Here is a 15,883-nt window from a genome sequence, read left to right as displayed (position 1 = left end):
CAAGTGCGGCTGGCCGTTATTGGCCGGCGTGTTGCCTGTCAATCAAGCTGCCTGATCCGCCATTCACGGCTACGTTGGACATAAAAAAACCGAAGTCGGGACTTCGGTTTTTGGTGTCTCTCGACCGCCGAAAGAGGCTCAGGCCGGGAAGAGCTCGCTGAGCTTCAGGGCCAGCATCATGTCGCCCTCGGCGCGCAGCTTGCCGCCCATGAAGGCCTGCATGCCGTCGGTCTCGCCGCTGACGATGCCCTGCATGGTTTCGCTGTCCATGATCAGGGTGACATTGGCGTCGCTGGAGTCGCCCTGCTGCAGGTCACAGGTGCCGTCCTTGACGACCAGGTAGTAGTTCTCGGCATCGGTGATGTTGAACTGGAACACCAGATCCAGGCCGGCGGCGGCGCTGGGGTTGAACTTCGACTGCATGCCTTTGAAGGTTTCGGCGACGTTGCTCATGAGGGTTTCCTTTTTGCTCGTTATGGTTACACGCAGCTTTGGGCCGCGTGGGGCTGGGCTCATCTATGGGTGATGAGCTCCGGATTCTTCAGAAGTTGCAGATGCGCATGACTGTTGAATGACGCGAGCGCGACGTCGCGATCACGAAACTTCAGCTGGCTGAGCGACGTGTTGACGATCTGCCAGTTCATCTCGAAGGCCTTGATCGGCGGTACGCCAATGATCAGTTGCAGCAGCGCGGTAATGGTTCCGCCGGACGTGAAGATGGCAATGCGGTCGCGCTTGCCGGCTTGTTCGAGCACCCGTTCCAGCCCGCCGCGCACGCGACCGAGGAAATGCTGCCAGCTTTCCAGTTCGTCTTTCTCGTGCTCGCCGGAGATCCAGCGATGGACCACATAGGTGAAAAGTCTCTGGAAGTCGGCACGGTGATCGGCGGCATTGCGCAGGATATGCATGGCGTTGGGCTCGACCTTCAGCAGGTCGGGCAGGTGGGCGCGGATCACCGCGTCTGCATGGAATTCGTTGAAGGCCGCATCGATTTCAAGATCGGGTTGCGGACCGAGCCGCGCCAGGGTCGCTCTGGCGGTGTCCTGCTGGCGATCGAGTTCGCCACTGAGGCAGCGGTCGAAGCTCACGCCGAGTTGCGCCAGGTAATCGCCCAGCGCTTCGGACTGGCGATAACCCAGGGGGGAGAGCACGTCATAGTTTTCTGCGCCGAAAGACGCCTGACCATGTCTGATCAGGTAGATACTGCCCATGCTGCTGCTCCGGCCGGCACTGTTTTTTCGCGAGGGTAGGGACATCGTTCCGGAGTGTCAACGATAATTCGAACGTTTGTTTGAATCGCGCCGACTGGCTCAGCCAAGGGGCCATCGGTATGCTGGCGGCTCGGCGTCAAGAGCTGCGGCGGGCGCCTGAAACTCATCGAGGGGGATACGTGGAATTTCTTGTCGACTACGCCAGCTTCCTGGCCAAGACCGTCACGCTGGTGGTGGCTATCGTGATCGTGCTCATCGCACTCGCGTCCATGCGGCGTGGACGCAGCAAACAGGGCGGTGGACATCTGGAGGTGCACAAGCTCAACGAATTCTACAAGTCCATGCGCGAGCGCCTGGAGCAGGCGGTGCTGGAAAAGGACGAGTTCAAGGCGTTGCGCAAGCGGGAGGCGAAGGCGGCCAAGCAGACGAAGAAATCGGAGACGTCCGCACGTGTGTTCGTGCTCGATTTCGACGGCGACATCCGTGCGTCGGCGGTGGAAAACCTGCGCCATGAGATCACCGCATTGCTGACCATGGCGACGCCTCAGGACGAAGTGGTGCTGCGCCTGGAAAGCGGTGGCGGCATGGTTCACGGTTACGGTCTGGCCGCCTCGCAGCTGGTGCGCATCCGCGATGCCGGCGTGCCGCTGACGGTTTGCGTCGACAAGGTCGCGGCCAGCGGTGGTTACATGATGGCCTGCATCGGCAACCGTATCCTCACGGCGCCGTTCGCGATCCTCGGCTCCATCGGCGTGGTTGCGCAGCTGCCCAACGTTCATCGCTTGCTGAAGAAGCATGACGTGGACTTCGAGGTGCTCACCGCCGGTGAATACAAGCGCACGCTCACGGTGTTCGGCGAGAACACCGAAAAGGGCCGGGAGAAGTTCCAGGAAGACCTGGAAACGACCCATGAGCTGTTCAAGAACTTCGTGGCGCGCTACCGCCAGAACCTCTCGATCGACGATGTTGCGACGGGCGAGGTGTGGCTGGGGATCGCCGCACTCGGCAAGCATCTGGCGGATGAGCTCAAGACCAGCGATCAGTATCTCGCCGAGCGCGCGCAGGAGGCCGAACTCTTCCAGCTGCATTACATCCAGAAGAAGAGCTTGCCGGAACGTTTCGGCATGGCGGCCAGCACGATCATGGAGCACGGCTTGCTGAAAGGCTGGAGCCGGCTGAACGAACAACGTTTTTGGCAATGACAAGGGGAACCGCGATGAGCAGCTTCAAGGCACTACAAGTCAGCGAGACCGAAGGTGGCCGTTTCGAGTCGAAGGTCGTCGAGCGAACCACCGAAGACCTGCCCGCCGGTGAGGTGCTCATCCGGGTGCGTTATTCCTCGCTGAATTTCAAGGATGCGCTGTCGGCCAGTGGCAATCGTGGCGTGACCCGGGCCTATCCACATACTCCGGGGATCGATGCCGCCGGTGTCGTGGCCTCGTCCAGCGTGGCCGAGTTCGCCGAAGGCGATGAAGTGATCGTCACCGGCTATGACCTGGGCATGAATACCGCCGGCGGCTTCGGTCAGTACATCCGGGTTCCGGCCGCCTGGGTCATCAAGCGTCCGCAGGGACTGTCACTACGTGACGCGATGATACTCGGCACAGCCGGCCTGACTGCCGCACTCTGTGTCGACAAGCTGGAACAGGCTGGCCTCGAGCCGGGAGACGCGCCGGTGCTGGTGACCGGTGCGACCGGCGGTGTCGGCAGCATTGCGGTGGCGTTGCTGGCCAGCCTCGGCTACAAGGTCGCGGCCGTGACCGGCAAGGCCGACCAGGCCGATTTCCTGACCCGCCTGGGGGCCACGCAGATCGTCGAACGTGCTGCATTGCACGCCGGCGTGGACAAGGCCTTGCTGAAGGAGCAGTGGGGCGGGGCGGTGGATACCGTGGGCGGCGACATCCTGTTCAACGTGGTCAAGTCGCTGCAGCGCGGCGCCAGTGCCGCCTGCTGCGGTCTCACTGCCGGCACGCATTTCCAGGCCAGTGTACTGCCGTTCATCCTTCGCGGCGTGAACCTGCTGGGCGTGGACTCGGTGGAGATTCCGCTGGTGGTCAAGGCATCCATGTGGGACAAGCTGTCGTTGCAATGGAAGCTGGCCAACCTCAATGAGCTGGCCTATGAGATCGGTCTGGAGCAACTGCCGGAGGCCATCGAGCGCATCCTGGCGGGCGGTCAGGTCGGGCGCGTGCTGGTGCGTCTGGATTGAGGGCTGACGCAGCCTCGTCTGGTCAATCGGTACGATAGCGGCAATGAATTTCCTCGGGCGCTGTGTTTGGTCGAATCTATCGCCACTCCTGACCGCAACCGAGGAAATCGCTCATGAAAAAGCTCGCCGAAAAGATCAAACAGATCGCTTCCGGAAAAAAGACCGCTGCAGTGCCCGTGCCGGTCGAGCATCCGAACTTCTGGATGTATCAGTGACGCCAATGAAAAGCCCGCCAATTGGCGGGCTTTTCACTTGCTGGCGTTGTCGTCAGACCTGACGGCGACGGAACAGCGGGCGTTCGTCGTCGGCCGCGGCCTGATAGGTCACCGAGAAGTCCTTGAGACCTTCCAGGGCATCGACGGGATCGCGATCGGCGCGGATGGCGAAGGCGTCGAAGCCACAGCGGCGCATGTAGAACAGCTGGTCTCGCAGCACATCGCCGATGGCGCGGATCTCACCCTTGTAACCGTAGCGCTCACGCAGCAGGCGCGCGCTGGAGTAGTGACGACCATCGGTAAAGCTCGGGAAGTTCAGCGCGATGACCTGGAAGTACTGCAGGTCGTCAGCGATATCTTCCACCTGCTCATGGGCATCGAGCCACACACCCAGGCCACCGTCACGGGCTTTGAGCGCATGTGCATGATCGAGCCACAGGTGCAGCGGCACGATCAGATCGTCGCTATTGCACAGGTCGTCCAGGGTCTGCTCCTTGGGGAGCAGGTGCCAGGTTTCGTCGACCAACTGGTCGTTCTTAATGATTCGCTGCATAGACGCGCTCCTTGAAGGGATCAATGCCGATGCGGCGGAAAGTATCGATGAACTGCTCATCTTCGGTACGCTGCTCCACGTAGACGGTGATGATCTTCTCGATCACGTCGGGCATCGCATCCTGGGCGAAGGATGGGCCGAGGATCTGGCCGAGGCTGGCGTCGCGGCCGGAGCTGCCGCCCAGCGAGACCTGGTAGAACTCGGCGCCTTTCTTGTCCACGCCGAGGATGCCGATGTGGCCGATATGGTGATGGCCACAGGCGTTCATGCAACCGGAGATGTTCAGGTCGATGTTGCCCAGGTCGAACAGGTAATCGAGGTTGTCGAAGCGACGCTGGATGGCTTCGGCGATCGGGATCGACTTGGCGTTGGCCAGCGAGCAGAAATCGCCCCCCGGGCAGCAGATGATGTCGGTCAGCAAGCCGATGTTCGGCGTGGCCAGACCCAGCTCGCGCAGTTCGTGCCACAGTTCGAACAGCCTGGCCTGCTCTACGTCCGCCAGGATCATGTTCTGCTCGTGGGAGTTGCGCACCTCGCCAAAGCTGTAGCGATCGGCCAGATCGGCGATGGCGTCGAGCTGCTTGTCAGTGACGTCGCCAGGGGCCACGCCGGTACTCTTGAGCGACAGCGTCACGGCGGCGTAGCCGGGCTTCTTGTGCGCCACCACGTTGCGCTGGCGCCAGCGGCCGAAACCGGGATGTTCGGCGTCCAGCTGGGCGAGGGCGGTGTCCTGATCCTGCAGAGCCTTGTACTGCGGATCGACGAAGAACTTGCTGACGCGCTGCACTTCGGCTTCGGTCAGGGTGGTGGGGCCGTCTTTCAAGTGCGCCCACTCGGCGTTGACGCGCTCGGCGAATACTTCAGGCGTCAGCGCCTTGACCAGAATCTTGATGCGCGCCTTGAACTTGTTGTCGCGGCGGCCGTAACGGTTGTAAACCCGCAGGATGGCATCGAGGTAGCTCAGCAGGTGCTGCCACGGCAGGAATTCGTTGATGAAGCTGCCGACGATCGGCGTCCGGCCAAGGCCGCCACCGACCGAAACGCGGAAGCCCAGCTCGCCTGCATCGTTCTTCACCGCTTCCAGGCCGATATCGTGCACTTCGATCGCAGCGCGATCGCTCACTGCGCCGTTGACGGCGATCTTGAACTTGCGCGGCAGGAAGGCGAATTCGGGGTGGAAGGTGGACCACTGGCGGATGATTTCGCACCAGGGCCGCGGGTCGATCAGCTCATCACGAGCCACGCCGGCGAACTGATCGGTGGTGGTGTTGCGGATGCAGTTGCCGCTGGTCTGGATGGCATGCATCTGCACCGTGGCCAGTTCGGCGAGAATCTCGGGTACGTCTTCCAGCTCAGGCCAGTTGAACTGCACGTTGGTACGGGTACTGATATGGGCATAGCCCTTGTCGTAGCGACGAGCGATCTCTGCCAGCTTGCGCACCTGCGTCGAGGAAAGCAGGCCATATGGCACGGCAATGCGCAGCATGGGCGCGTAGCGCTGGATGTACAGGCCATTCTGCAGGCGCAGCGGGCGGAATTCCTCATCAGCGAGTTCACCGGCCAGGAAGCGGCGGGTCTGGTCGCGGAACTGCCGGACCCGATCCTCGATGATGTGTTGGTCGTACTGGTCGTAAACGTACATAAATGTCCTGTTCTCAGGCTGCTACAGCTTTCGCGCGCACGGCCGCGCACCCATTTAGGGAGGGCGGCACGATACCAGCTACTTGTTATGCGCAAAAGTGATGTTTGGGAATATGTTTAGAACTAAACCAAGCGAAATGGACTTACGGCCAACACGCCTTGAGCAACCTCGTTCCCTGGTCTTAACTGCGAGAAGAACAGGCTGCGACCGTAGCTGCTAGAGGAGAAGTCCCGTGAGAAATGACCAGCGCGACAGTGTTGTGGATGCCGCGGCGATATTTGCCTTGATCATGCTCGCCGTGGGAACGGCAATTTTCTGGGTCAGCCACCAATAGCGGCTACAGACCCGCCAGATAAAGCACGAGCTTGACCACACCCAGGACGATCAGCACGAACAGTACGGTGAACCCCACGCCGAGAATGATGAAGTGGCTGGGTTTGCCGTGGCTGAAGTCTCTTGCCCGGTTCTTGCCGCTTTGCACACCCAAGGCGGCGGCCAGCACACTGCCGAGCATTTGCCGCAATGTCAGGTTCTTTTCCTGCTCGTCGTTCATGGCTGCCTCGAATCAGGGTTTTCCGAAGTCTAGTCGAGTGATCCGAGGTCGGCGGAGCGTTGACCCGGGCAGCCCGCATCAAGGGGGGAGGAGGGCCGGCCATGCTGGCAGCCGGCCCTTTCGCTGGTCATTCGGCCTTGACCGAGATGGTCTTCGCTCCTTCACCAGTGCCGGGGTGCTTGGGCAGCGAAACACGTAGCACACCCTTGCCGAACTTGGCTTCGATCTGCTCGCGATCCACCCCGTCCGGCAGTGCGAAACTGCGCTGGAAACTGCCGAAGGAGCGCTCGGACAGGTGATAGCCGTCCTTCTCCTCCTTGTGCTCCTGGCGCTTTTCTCCCTTGATCACCAGGCTGTTGCCGACCAGCTTCACCTCGACATCCTTTTCATCGAGGCCAGGCAACTCGGCGGTGATTTCGAAGGAATTTTCCTTCTCGACCACATCTACCGCCGGCATCCGGCTGGGTCCGCCCTGCCAGAGAGGCGCCGTTTCCAGGCCGTGGCGACTGAAGGGCAGATGCCAGGGGCGATCGAACTCATCGAAAAGCCGGTCGACCTGTCGCCGCAGGGTGTCGAAGGGGCGCCATGGGTCTTGCGGTGCCGTCGGCACCTTCTTTTCATCCGTACTGACTGCAGGTTTGTTCGAAGCGTCGTTCATTTCACAAACTCCTGTAGAAGCTCGGGAAGGTCAGAGCGCATTTAGTGTTCTACCGGCGGGCAGATTGAAGTTTGATTCCGATCAACCCCGATCCACTCTCCGCGCGTCATTCAGCGTAGCGTCTTCCTGGCCAGCTACAAGACGCAGGCGGTCAGAGGCTCTCCTTGAACCAGTCCCAGAGTCCGAGGGAAAAATCGGGGAACAGATTGATGCCCAGCGCGGATTTGAGCAGGTAGAGGATTACCAGCCCGACCAGGGCGGAAAACAGCAGGAAGAGGGTCGCCAGCGCAGCCTTGGCGATCAGCGACAGGTTCTGCTGCGGGCGGGTCAGGTTGCGCTTGTTGCGCCCCGCGACGATCGCGAAATAGTAGTGATTGCGCCACAGCCGCACCGTGCCGCGTAGGTCGACCTGGTGCCTGACCCAGGAGCGTGCGCCGAACACACCGCGCAATGCCGCCAGCTGCTCCTCATTGAACGAATCACGCAGGTGCTCGGGCAGCCGCTGCTTAAGTCCACGAACGAAGGGGTCCTGGTCCAGCGGAGTGTCGGCGTAGGGCTTGGGGTAGGGCGAGCGCGGCTCGTCCGCTTCGGGTGAGGTCATGGCGGTGTAGTCGCTCCGGTAATGCGCATCAGAGCGCGGCGAGAAGGCTATGCAGACGGTCGAAGTCCGGTCGCTGCTCGATGTCGTCGTTCAGGCAGTGTCGTTGCAGATCCAGCAGGACATGCTGACGTGGATCGGTGTCTGGGCAGCGTTGCAGCAATTCTTCCAGCAGGCAACCGAAAGCGCGGGCTTCGATGCGCTTGAGGTGCTGTCCGGCTGCGCTGTCGGGCTCGAAGAAGGAGGCCGCGCCGAAATCGCTGAGCAGGCAGGCGCCACTCGGATCGACCAGCAGGTTGTGGGCATAGAGGTCGCCATGCAGGATGCCGCGGCGGTGCAGGTGAGCAACGGCGGACGCGACGCCGCTGGCGATGCGCAGGACCTGTTCGAGGCTGAAACGCTGCTCGGCACCGTAGCTGTCGCGCGTGCAGCTGGCCAGCGAGGGTGGCCCGGCCAGGGGCTGGAAGCCAGGGTCGACGAGATCCATCAGCAGGCCGGGCGTCAGCTCTGCGTGGTCGGCAAGTGGGCCGGCGACGTCGATCAGGTTGGCGTGACGGCCAGCCGCCACGCACGCGGCCATTTCGCTATGCGGCAGGCCGTCGCTGGTGACGTGTCCCTTGAACAGCTTCGCCGCCATGGGTCGCGGTGCCTGGCCGGGCACCTGCCATTGCGCTCGGTGAATGACGCCGGAGGCACCCTGGCCGAGCTGTTCATGCAGCACGACTTGCGTTCGAGCAATCGCGGGTAGCGAGTGGCGTGCAAGACTCGCGGCCTCGTTGGCGTCGCTGAAGGGGTTGCCGGCGAAGGCCAGCCAGCTCAGGCGCGGCAGTGTCAGCAGCCAGTCTGGCAGCAGCTGCAGGCGGTTGGCGGCGATGCGCAACAACTCCAGTTGGGTGCATTCGGACAGGGACAGCGGCAGGCTGGTCAGCCGGTTGCCGGCGAGCATCAGCTTCTGCAGCCTTCGGCAGTTGCCGATCTCGGCGGGCAGGCTTTCCAGCTGGTTATCGGTAAGGATCAGCCAGCGCAGAGCCGGCGGCAAGGAATCGGCAGGCAGATGACGAATACGATTGGCCTTGAAGCCGACCATTTCCAGCTGCGGGCAATCGCCGAGGCACTCCGGCACCTCGGTGAACGGGTTGTCCGAGCAGAACAGGATCCGCAGCTTGCGCAGCCGGGATAGGTCGGCTGGCAGGCTGTCGAGCTGGTTGCCCGAGAGGTTCAGCACTTCCAGCGTATCGGCGAGGCCGAAGATCGCGTCGGGAAAGACGTCAAGGCCGGCGGAAAGATCAAGGCGGCTGATGCCGGCCAGTTCGCCACGTTCGAGTTGTTCCAGGGTATGCATGCGGTGTTGCGCTTTCCTTGCTGAGATGAACACCGAAACGGCGTCTGCTACAGCGCTCCGACAGCCGTTGGCGAGGTGGGTTCAGGCCCGATCAGCGCGGCCGCCTGCGTCCGAGCACTTGCTCGGCGCGGGCGCGGAGCTGGCCGCAGCCGCCATCGATATCCTGGCCGGCCGAATTGCGCACCTTGGTCAGCACGCCGCGGCTGTGCAGATAGCGCACGATCTGCACGATGCGCTCACCCTCAGGCCGCTGGTACGCGTCGTCTTCCAGGCTGTTGTAGGGGATCAGGTTCATCACCGCATACTTGCCCTTGAGCAGGCGCAGGATACCGTCCATCTCCTCCTGGTTGTCGTTGATGCCCTTGAGCAGCGTCCACTGATACTGGATCGGGAAGCCTGTCGCGCGGGCGTAGGTCTCGCCAAGCTCGACCAGTTCCTCCGGGGCGATCTGCGGTGCGCGCGGCAGCAGCGCCTGGCGCAAGGCACCGTCGGTACTGTGCAGCGACAGCGCCAGGGCCGGCTTGACCCGTTGCTGCGGCAGGCGCTCGAACACGCGCAGGTCGCCTACGGTGGAAAACACCAGGTTCTTGTGACCGATGCCGCCCTCGGTACCGAGCAGGTCGATCGCCTCGAGTACGTTGTCGAGGTTGTGCGCCGGCTCGCCCATGCCCATGAACACCACCTTCTTCACCGGGCGGAAGCGGCGGGCGAGGGCGACCTGAGCAACGATTTCGGCACTGCCCAGCTGGCGCAGCAGGCCGCTCTTGCCGGTCATGCAGAACACGCAGCCCACCGCGCAGCCGACCTGGCTGGACACGCACAGTCCGTCGCGCGGCAGCAGCACGCTTTCCACCATCTGCCCATCGCCAAGCTCCACCAGCAGTCTTGCCGAACCATCGGCGGCCGGGTGCTCGGAGCGCAGGCGGGCCAGTGCGTCGATTTCCAGGCTCAGCGCCGGCAGACCTTCGCGCACGCTCAGCGGCAGGAAGTCCTCGGCCTGCTGCTGGCGCCGCCCGACATCGAGCGGCAGGCCCTTGAGCCAGGCGCGGGTCATCCGCCCGATATGACGGGGCTTGGCGCCGATATCGGCGAGGCGTTGCTGGAAGTCGGGGATGCGCATAGGGCGCGCATTCTAGCCGGGCTCACGCCGCGAAGCGACGGCAGAACGGCACGATACCGAGCAGCAGGACGGCGAGCAGTGCGAAGGCCATGCCCAGCGAGCTGAAATGGGCGACCATGCCCATCATCGCCGGGCCGGCGAGCACGCCGGCAAAGCCAATGGTAGTGGCGACGGTGACGGCCAGCTGCACCGGCATGCCGTCCTGCCGGCTCAACGAGGAGATCAGCACGGGCGAAACGTTGGCGCACCCCAGGCCGCACAACCCATAGCCGACCAATGCCAGCGCCCAGTGATCGGCAGTCAGGCTCAGACCGATGCCGAATGCCGCCAGCATGCCGCCGAAGGCGATGACCCGCGCCGTGCCTAGGCTGTTCACCAGCGGAGCGCCAGCGAAACGGGCGATGGTGACCATCAGCGCGAAGGCCGCATAGCCGAGCCCGCCTCTGGCGACTTCCAGGCCTTTCTCACCGGTCAGATAGAGCGCGCTCCAGTCCAGCACGGCGCCCTCGGCGAGGTACACGACGAAACACATCAGGCCGACCAGCATCACCAGCCCGGTCGGGCGGACGAAGGCGAGGCCGCCACCGGGCGCGCGATTCGGCAGGTAGCCGCGCGCAAGGGCCAGGTTCGCCGCCACGATCACGCCGATCATCATGAAGCTACCGACCTCCGGTGCCAGACCCAGGCTCAGCAGGCCGGTCAACACCAGCGCACCACTGATGGCGCCGAGGCTGTACATGCCGTGAAAATTGGACATCAGCCGGCGGCCGACAGCGGTTTCCACCAGCACCGCCTGAATGTTCATGATGACGTCGATGACGCCCAGGCTGCCGCCGAAACAGAACAGCGCCAGGCCCAGCCACCCGATCGAATCGGTCAGCGCCATGCCGGCCAGCGCCAGGGCCAGCAGCGCAACACTGCACAGCTGCACCGGGCGAATGCCCCAGCGGGCCACCAGGACGCCGGAAATGGGCATCCAGGTCAGCGAGCCGATCCCGATGCAAAGCAGCAACAGACCGAACACCGCATCGGTCATCTCGATGCGTTCACGGACGTAAGGCACCAGCGGCGCCCAGACGGAAAGACCGAACCCGGCCATGAAGAAACCGCAACGGGTCGCGTTGCGCACGATGGGGGCATCAATCTGAACGGTGTTACGAACCGCGAACATGGGCGGCGGACCTCGATAAGCAGGAAATGGATGTGCAGGAAAAGGCGCGACTGGGCGCCATCACCACACGGCCAGCAATCCGGTATCGAAGAGAAACAGCAGCCAACTTCCTGCGGGCAGGCTGACAGAGCAGGGACGTGACGTGCTGTACATGGCAGGAAGGAGACTTTCGGACAGGTCGGCAGAGCATACACAACCCGGTCCGTAGGACAACCCGCTCGCGGCGAGCGCGGTCAACCTCGGCGCATCAGGCCCAGGGCGATACCGATACGAGCGCCGATGTCGCCCGTCCACATGTCGATGGCCACGCCAAGCAGGATGCCCTGGGTCAGCCACTTGGGCTGCATGCCTTGTGCGGACCGGGATCGTCGGCAGGCCGGTTCCAGCGGTATGCATGCTATCGTTCTGCGCTTTGCCGCAAACCGTGTCGGAGCAGTTGATGAAGTTCATACACCAGCGCGAGCACCTTGAAGAAGGTGACATCGTCGTTATCCAGTGTTCGCAGACCTGCAATATTCGTCTGATGAACGACGCGAACTTTCGCAGCTTCAAGAATGGCGGCCGGCACACTTACCACGGCGGTGCGTTCGACCGTTTTCCAGCGAAGATCGTCGCGCCAAGCTCGGGTTTCTGGAACATCACCCTGGACACCGTCACTCGGCGCCCGATCAGCGTGACGCGCAAACCGAACCTCACCTATTCCATCAAGGTCATTCGACGGTCGGCGTCGCGTTCATAGACGCCGCGCCAGCCCGAAACCATCCCGCCGGAGCGAAGATTTGAGTCGTCGCTATCAAGAGCCCAGCCATGCGCCCACCATCAGCCGAGACGATCCGCGCGCAGGCGCGACGACGCGCGGCCATGAGCGCAAGCGTGTCACCCAGGCCCATCTCGGCATGCTGCTTTGGGCGCTGTTCGTCGGGCTTTCCTTTCCCGCGGTCGGGCTGCTCAGTGACGGGCTGCCCCCGCTGCTGCTGACGGCGATGCGCTTCGGCATCGCCGCGCTGGTTCTCGCGCCGCTGGCGTGGCGCCAGAGCGACGGGCGCCCGGGCTGGCGAACCCTGTTGCTCTATGCGGCCATGGGGCTCTGCCTGGCGGGCTTCTTCGGCACCATGTTCTGGGCGGCGCATCGGGTCAGTGCACTGTCCATGGCGACCCTGTTCGTCAGCGTGCCGCTGCTGGCGTACTGCCTCGGCCGGGGACTGGGCGTCGAACAGCGCACGGGCAGGCTGCTCGCCATTCTCGCGCTCGGGGCGAGCGGGGCTCTGGGGCTGGTCTGGGCCGAGAACGGCGGCGACTTCTCCGGGATGCAGCTGGGCTTCGGCGAGCTGGGTTTCTTCTTCGGCTGCGTCGCCTCGGCGCTCTATCCGGTGCTCAGCAAATGGGGGCTGGCCAACGGATCGTTGCCGACCCAGGCGGGCCTGCGCACTTTCTGGAGCCTGGTGGCGGGCGCTGTGCTGATCGGCCTGATGGGGGCGATATGGGAGCGCCCGGCGGCGCTGCTGCACATGAATCTGCTGGACCTGTTGCTGGTGACCTACCTGGGCGTGTTCTCCAGCGCGATGACCTTCTTCCTGCAGCAGCGCGCCACCAGCGCACTGACCCCCGGGGCGGTAACGGCCTACAGCTACCTGGTGCCCTTCGTCTCGATGCTGTTGCTGTTCTTCGATCAGCCCGCGCGCATGGGTTGGCACTGGCTGCCGGGCAGCCTGCTGGTCATCCTCGCCATCGGCCTGCTGCTGCGCCGGGACGGGCAGCCAAGCCGCTGAGGCGGTCAGCCATCCAGCAGCGCTCGTGTCCAGGCAATTGCCTGACGTTCGCGCTCGGCCCAGTCGCCAGCGATTTCAACGAACGGCTGCCGATGCTGCCGAAGCCAGTCACGGCATTGCTCGTAGAAGCGCTGCCTGTCGTCTAGATCCGGCTGGCAGCGCTGGCCGTCCGCATGCCACTCGGCGCCTGTGGGCGAGAGCAACAGGTGCTGGTGGTATTCGCGCGCCTGCAGTTCGGCTTCCAGCCAATCGGGGCAGTCGCCGAACAGCGTGCGGCTCCAGAGCATGTTGCTCAGCAGATGGGTGTCGAGGATCAGCAGATGCGGTGCGGCGGCCCGTGCGGCGTCTTCCCGGGCCAGTTGGCCGCGGGCAATGGCCGGGATGTCGGCCAGCGTCGTGTCGCGTTGCGTCCGCTCGATGTAGTGACGCACGTACTCGTCGACCAATAGACCGCCAAAGCGGCGTCGCAAGCGATCGGCCAGCCAGCTCTTGCCGGTGGATTCCGGTCCGGTGAGCACGACGACCTTCATCGGGCGGCCACCAGGGTCGCACGCCATTCACGCAGCCCCATCACCGCCAGTGCGGTGAACAGCGCGTAGAGCCCGGCCGTCAACCAGTAGCCCTGGAAGCTGAAGAAGCCGACAAACAAGGCATCGACCACGATCCACAGTGGCCAGCACTGCAGGCGCTTGAGTGCCATCCACAGCTGCGCGAGCAGGCTGAAGGCGGTCAGGCTGGCATCGATCCAGGGAAACGCCGCCTCGGTGAAGCGAGCCATTGCGCTGCCGAGCAGCAGGCTGCCTAGCACCGCCATGCCGATGCCGACCAGCACTTCCGGCCCGCTGGCCAGGCTCACGCGCCGGCCGTTTCCGTCGGTGCCGCGGGTCCAGGCCCACCAGCCATACAGCTGCATCGCCGCGAAGACGCCGTGCAACAGCACCTGGGAGTACAGCTTGGCATCGAAGAAAAACCACGCATACAGCGACACCATGCCCAGCCCGATGGGCCAGCACCAGCTGTTCTGCCGCACGGTCAGCCAGACGGCGACAACGCCCAGCAATGAGGCGATCAGTTCGAGAAGCGACATGGCGGTGACCGGTGGCGAAGAACGAGGGGCGCGATCATAACGGAGCCGGGCCTCGTCCGGATCGCGGCCGGCGAGATTGAACGACCCCGACATCGACCTGTCTTGGACAATGCAAAGGCGCAGCGGGAGGCTGGCCTGATGTCGAACGAGGCCGCGAGGCGATGGAATCGATCCTGAATGACCCAGGCAATGGCTGGTAGTCGCGGCGGCTGGCGAACAACGGATGGCTTATGAGTGATGCCGGAGCGCGGCACGGCAAGAATCGCAACATTCAATTTCTTCGTGGCCTGGCAATCGTGCTGGTGCTGCTGGCCCACGGCTCGGTCATGCTGATAGGTGCCGAGGCTGTCTGGTGGGATGGGGTGCTGCAGCGCTTCCTGCCGGGTGTCGGAGTCGACCTGTTCTTCCTGATATCCGGCTTCCTGATGGGTGCAACCTTCCTGCGCAAGCACAGGCAATTCGACGCGGCGGCGGTGTACGGGTTCTACAAGAAACGCATTCGCCGCGTGCTGCTGCCGACCTGGTTCTGGTCTGCGGTGGTATTGCTGTTCGCCGTGCTCGAGCCGCCACGCGGCGCACCCAGCTATTCGCTGGACACCCTGCTGGGCGTGACGGCGAGCGCGGCGTTCTTTCTCGCCAATGTGTTCAACGCGCTGCACGAGACGGATTTCGGCTACTTCTGGTCGATCGCCCTGGAAGTACAGTTCTACCTGCTTTTCCCGCTGCTGCTCCTGCTGGGCAGGGCGTTCTGGCCGGCGGTGATCGGCATCGTGCTGTGGTTCAGTTTTGCCAATCCGTTTGCGCCCGAGTGGCTGTTCCGAGCCAACGGGCTGTTCCTCGGCCTGTTGCTGTGGAAACTGTCGTCCCTGGAATCGTTTCGGTTGGTCGAACGGGACATCGAGGCGATGTCGCCTGTGAGCAAGGTGCTGGTGATGGGCCTGGCGGTGCTGGCGGCCAGCGTGCTGGCCATCGCGCTGGAGCCGTTCGCGTCGTTCCGCTGGGCGGCGACGACGCTGGTGTTGGCCGTTCCTTTCATGCTCGCGGCCTGTTCCGGCGAAGCCATCTTCGGCGCGCTCTCGCGCCCGCTGGAAGCCATAGGCCAGGTTTCCTTCTCGCTGTACCTCTGCCATATCCCGGTCTGGCTGCTGTGCATGCACTGGCTAGACGATCAGCCGGTGCTACCGCGCGTTGCGCTCTGCGTGACGGTCTCGCTGATCGTCGCCGGGCTCAGCTACCGGTATATCGAGCGACCGCTGACCGAAGGGGCGGTATCGCGTGAACCGGCGATTGACGAGGTGGGCACCCGCGCAGCCGTCCGCAGCCGTTGACGGATGGGGCGCCTAGCTGGGGGCGCCTCGACGGGTGCGCTGAGGTGCAGTGGACTACTCGTCCTCGTCCTCGTCCTCGCCGCCAATGGCGCTGAGGCATTGCAGGCGGTGCGGGCCTTCCAGCAGCCAGCTTTCATCTTCGGCGTCGCGCTGTGCCTCCATGATCTGGTTGTAGCTGAACCGCCACTGGCGGCGGGTCCGGCCGTCCACCAGGTCGATGGTCAGCAAGGTGGCCTCGCTGGCGAACGGCTGGTTGGCTTCGGCGGCTGCGTCGGCCTGATCCAGCACGGCTTCGTCGAGCGCGAACTGCCACGCGTGCAGGCCGTCGATGATCAGCATGTCGGCATTTTCGAGTTCGTCGATCAGCCAGGGTGTTTCCGATGACATGGTGCACTTGCTCCGTGGATCGAACGCAGGCGTCGGGAGA

The 15,883-nt window shown here is 63.6% G+C and carries 18 protein-coding genes; 5 read left to right on the top strand and 13 right to left on the bottom strand.

All coding sequences use genetic code 11. From position 1 onward, the window contains the following. Window positions 1-138: 138 nt before the first annotated feature. Both PSTAB_RS10585 and PSTAB_RS10580 read right to left on the bottom strand, forming a co-directional pair. Entirely contained in the window at window positions 139-453 is a 315-nt protein-coding gene (locus tag PSTAB_RS10585) for an SCP2 sterol-binding domain-containing protein (protein ID WP_013982897.1), read from the bottom strand. Between the two features lie 59 nt (window positions 454-512). After that, window positions 513-1,211, bottom strand: a complete 699-nt coding sequence (locus PSTAB_RS10580; RefSeq protein ID WP_013982896.1) for a histidine phosphatase family protein — start codon at window positions 1,209-1,211, stop codon at window positions 513-515. Window positions 1,212-1,390: 179 nt separating this feature from the next. Between PSTAB_RS10580 and sohB the strand changes: the two genes are divergently transcribed. Both sohB and PSTAB_RS10570 read left to right on the top strand, forming a co-directional pair. Next, window positions 1,391-2,413 (top strand): protease SohB, encoded by a 1,023-nt coding sequence (gene sohB, locus PSTAB_RS10575; protein WP_011913366.1) that lies wholly within the window; start codon window positions 1,391-1,393, stop codon window positions 2,411-2,413. 14 nt (window positions 2,414-2,427) lie between these two features. Then, window positions 2,428-3,420, top strand: coding sequence for a YhdH/YhfP family quinone oxidoreductase (locus PSTAB_RS10570; RefSeq protein ID WP_013982894.1), 993 nt, complete (start codon window positions 2,428-2,430; stop codon window positions 3,418-3,420). Between the two features lie 267 nt (window positions 3,421-3,687). On the opposite strand, the gene PSTAB_RS10565 is transcribed toward PSTAB_RS10570, so the two are convergent. The 8 genes from PSTAB_RS10565 to PSTAB_RS10530 form a co-directional block, all read right to left on the bottom strand. Beyond that, entirely contained in the window at window positions 3,688-4,188 is a 501-nt protein-coding gene (locus tag PSTAB_RS10565) for a DUF934 domain-containing protein (RefSeq protein ID WP_011913363.1), read from the bottom strand. Next, a complete protein-coding gene (locus tag PSTAB_RS10560; RefSeq protein WP_011913362.1) occupies window positions 4,172-5,830 on the bottom strand; it encodes a nitrite/sulfite reductase in 1,659 nt (552 codons plus the stop codon). The genes PSTAB_RS10565 and PSTAB_RS10560 overlap by 17 nt, the downstream gene beginning before the upstream one ends. Before the next feature lie 337 nt (window positions 5,831-6,167). Then, window positions 6,168-6,383: a DUF2970 domain-containing protein gene (locus PSTAB_RS10555; RefSeq protein ID WP_011913361.1), complete on the bottom strand. Its 216-nt coding sequence runs from the start codon at window positions 6,381-6,383 to the stop codon at window positions 6,168-6,170. Window positions 6,384-6,510: 127 nt separating this feature from the next. Next, window positions 6,511-7,041, bottom strand: a complete 531-nt coding sequence (locus tag PSTAB_RS10550; protein ID WP_013982892.1) for an Hsp20/alpha crystallin family protein — start codon at window positions 7,039-7,041, stop codon at window positions 6,511-6,513. A gap of 151 nt (window positions 7,042-7,192) precedes the next feature. After that, complete coding sequence (locus tag PSTAB_RS10545; RefSeq protein WP_013982891.1) at window positions 7,193-7,642, bottom strand: hypothetical protein; 450 nt, start codon at window positions 7,640-7,642, stop codon at window positions 7,193-7,195. A 28-nt stretch (window positions 7,643-7,670) separates the two neighbouring features. Beyond that, window positions 7,671-8,981, bottom strand: a complete 1,311-nt coding sequence (locus tag PSTAB_RS10540) for a leucine-rich repeat-containing protein kinase family protein (RefSeq protein ID WP_013982890.1) — start codon at window positions 8,979-8,981, stop codon at window positions 7,671-7,673. A 91-nt stretch (window positions 8,982-9,072) separates the two neighbouring features. Further along, on the bottom strand, window positions 9,073-10,101 hold the full coding sequence (locus PSTAB_RS10535; protein WP_013982889.1) for an RNA methyltransferase: 1,029 nt from the start codon (window positions 10,099-10,101) through the stop codon (window positions 9,073-9,075). A 22-nt stretch (window positions 10,102-10,123) separates the two neighbouring features. Continuing rightward, the gene (locus PSTAB_RS10530; RefSeq protein ID WP_013982888.1) at window positions 10,124-11,272 is read right to left on the bottom strand and encodes an MFS transporter; all 1,149 of its coding nucleotides are present in this window, start codon (window positions 11,270-11,272) and stop codon (window positions 10,124-10,126) included. Window positions 11,273-11,711: 439 nt separating this feature from the next. Between PSTAB_RS10530 and PSTAB_RS10525 the strand changes: the two genes are divergently transcribed. Next, on the top strand, window positions 11,712-12,011 hold the full coding sequence (locus PSTAB_RS10525; RefSeq protein WP_013982886.1) for a DUF1883 domain-containing protein: 300 nt from the start codon (window positions 11,712-11,714) through the stop codon (window positions 12,009-12,011). A 40-nt stretch (window positions 12,012-12,051) separates the two neighbouring features. Then, the gene (locus tag PSTAB_RS10520; RefSeq protein WP_013982885.1) at window positions 12,052-13,041 is read left to right on the top strand and encodes a DMT family transporter; all 990 of its coding nucleotides are present in this window, start codon (window positions 12,052-12,054) and stop codon (window positions 13,039-13,041) included. Window positions 13,042-13,046: 5 nt separating this feature from the next. On the opposite strand, the gene PSTAB_RS10515 is transcribed toward PSTAB_RS10520, so the two are convergent. Continuing rightward, a complete protein-coding gene (locus tag PSTAB_RS10515) occupies window positions 13,047-13,571 on the bottom strand; it encodes an AAA family ATPase (protein WP_013982884.1) in 525 nt (174 codons plus the stop codon). Next, window positions 13,568-14,128: a nicotinamide riboside transporter PnuC gene (pnuC, locus tag PSTAB_RS10510; protein WP_041771940.1), complete on the bottom strand. Its 561-nt coding sequence runs from the start codon at window positions 14,126-14,128 to the stop codon at window positions 13,568-13,570. Before pnuC ends, PSTAB_RS10515 begins: the two co-directional genes overlap by 4 nt. A 230-nt stretch (window positions 14,129-14,358) precedes the next feature. On the opposite strand from pnuC, the gene PSTAB_RS10505 reads away from it, so the two are divergent. Further along, a complete protein-coding gene (locus tag PSTAB_RS10505) occupies window positions 14,359-15,456 on the top strand; it encodes an acyltransferase family protein (protein ID WP_013982882.1) in 1,098 nt (365 codons plus the stop codon). A 54-nt stretch (window positions 15,457-15,510) separates the two neighbouring features. Here the strand turns inward: PSTAB_RS10505 and PSTAB_RS10500 are convergent, their stop codons facing one another. Then, window positions 15,511-15,843 carry a DUF5629 family protein gene (locus PSTAB_RS10500; protein ID WP_013982881.1) on the bottom strand — a complete coding sequence of 111 codons (333 nt, stop codon included), beginning with the start codon at window positions 15,841-15,843 and terminating at the stop codon, window positions 15,511-15,513. Between the last annotated feature and the right edge of the window lie 40 nt (window positions 15,844-15,883).

Origin of the sequence: Stutzerimonas stutzeri, assembly GCF_000219605.1 — a bacterium.
Classification (GTDB): domain Bacteria; phylum Pseudomonadota; class Gammaproteobacteria; order Pseudomonadales; family Pseudomonadaceae; genus Stutzerimonas; species Stutzerimonas stutzeri.
Note: the sequence above shows the minus strand (reverse complement) of the source record. Positions and strands in the feature narration are given on the sequence as shown.

What these genes read in the sequence shown, in the direction of transcription:
- PSTAB_RS10585 (WP_013982897.1), bottom strand. Translation starts at nt 453, where the DNA reads ATGAGCAACGTCGCCGAAACCTTCAAAGGCATGCAGTCGAAGTTCAAC.
- PSTAB_RS10580 (WP_013982896.1), bottom strand. Translation starts at nt 1,211, where the DNA reads ATGGGCAGTATCTACCTGATCAGACATGGTCAGGCGTCTTTCGGCGCA.
- PSTAB_RS10570 (WP_013982894.1), top strand. Translation starts at nt 2,428, where the DNA reads ATGAGCAGCTTCAAGGCACTACAAGTCAGCGAGACCGAAGGTGGCCGT.
- PSTAB_RS10565 (WP_011913363.1), bottom strand. Translation starts at nt 4,188, where the DNA reads ATGCAGCGAATCATTAAGAACGACCAGTTGGTCGACGAAACCTGGCAC.
- PSTAB_RS10560 (WP_011913362.1), bottom strand. Translation starts at nt 5,830, where the DNA reads ATGTACGTTTACGACCAGTACGACCAACACATCATCGAGGATCGGGTC.
- PSTAB_RS10555 (WP_011913361.1), bottom strand. Translation starts at nt 6,383, where the DNA reads ATGAACGACGAGCAGGAAAAGAACCTGACATTGCGGCAAATGCTCGGC.
- PSTAB_RS10550 (WP_013982892.1), bottom strand. Translation starts at nt 7,041, where the DNA reads ATGAACGACGCTTCGAACAAACCTGCAGTCAGTACGGATGAAAAGAAG.
- PSTAB_RS10545 (WP_013982891.1), bottom strand. Translation starts at nt 7,642, where the DNA reads ATGACCTCACCCGAAGCGGACGAGCCGCGCTCGCCCTACCCCAAGCCC.
- PSTAB_RS10540 (WP_013982890.1), bottom strand. Translation starts at nt 8,981, where the DNA reads ATGCATACCCTGGAACAACTCGAACGTGGCGAACTGGCCGGCATCAGC.
- PSTAB_RS10535 (WP_013982889.1), bottom strand. Translation starts at nt 10,101, where the DNA reads ATGCGCATCCCCGACTTCCAGCAACGCCTCGCCGATATCGGCGCCAAG.
- PSTAB_RS10530 (WP_013982888.1), bottom strand. Translation starts at nt 11,272, where the DNA reads ATGTTCGCGGTTCGTAACACCGTTCAGATTGATGCCCCCATCGTGCGC.
- PSTAB_RS10525 (WP_013982886.1), top strand. Translation starts at nt 11,712, where the DNA reads ATGAAGTTCATACACCAGCGCGAGCACCTTGAAGAAGGTGACATCGTC.
- PSTAB_RS10515 (WP_013982884.1), bottom strand. Translation starts at nt 13,571, where the DNA reads ATGAAGGTCGTCGTGCTCACCGGACCGGAATCCACCGGCAAGAGCTGG.
- pnuC (WP_041771940.1), bottom strand. Translation starts at nt 14,128, where the DNA reads ATGTCGCTTCTCGAACTGATCGCCTCATTGCTGGGCGTTGTCGCCGTC.
- PSTAB_RS10505 (WP_013982882.1), top strand. Translation starts at nt 14,359, where the DNA reads ATGAGTGATGCCGGAGCGCGGCACGGCAAGAATCGCAACATTCAATTT.
- PSTAB_RS10500 (WP_013982881.1), bottom strand. Translation starts at nt 15,843, where the DNA reads ATGTCATCGGAAACACCCTGGCTGATCGACGAACTCGAAAATGCCGAC.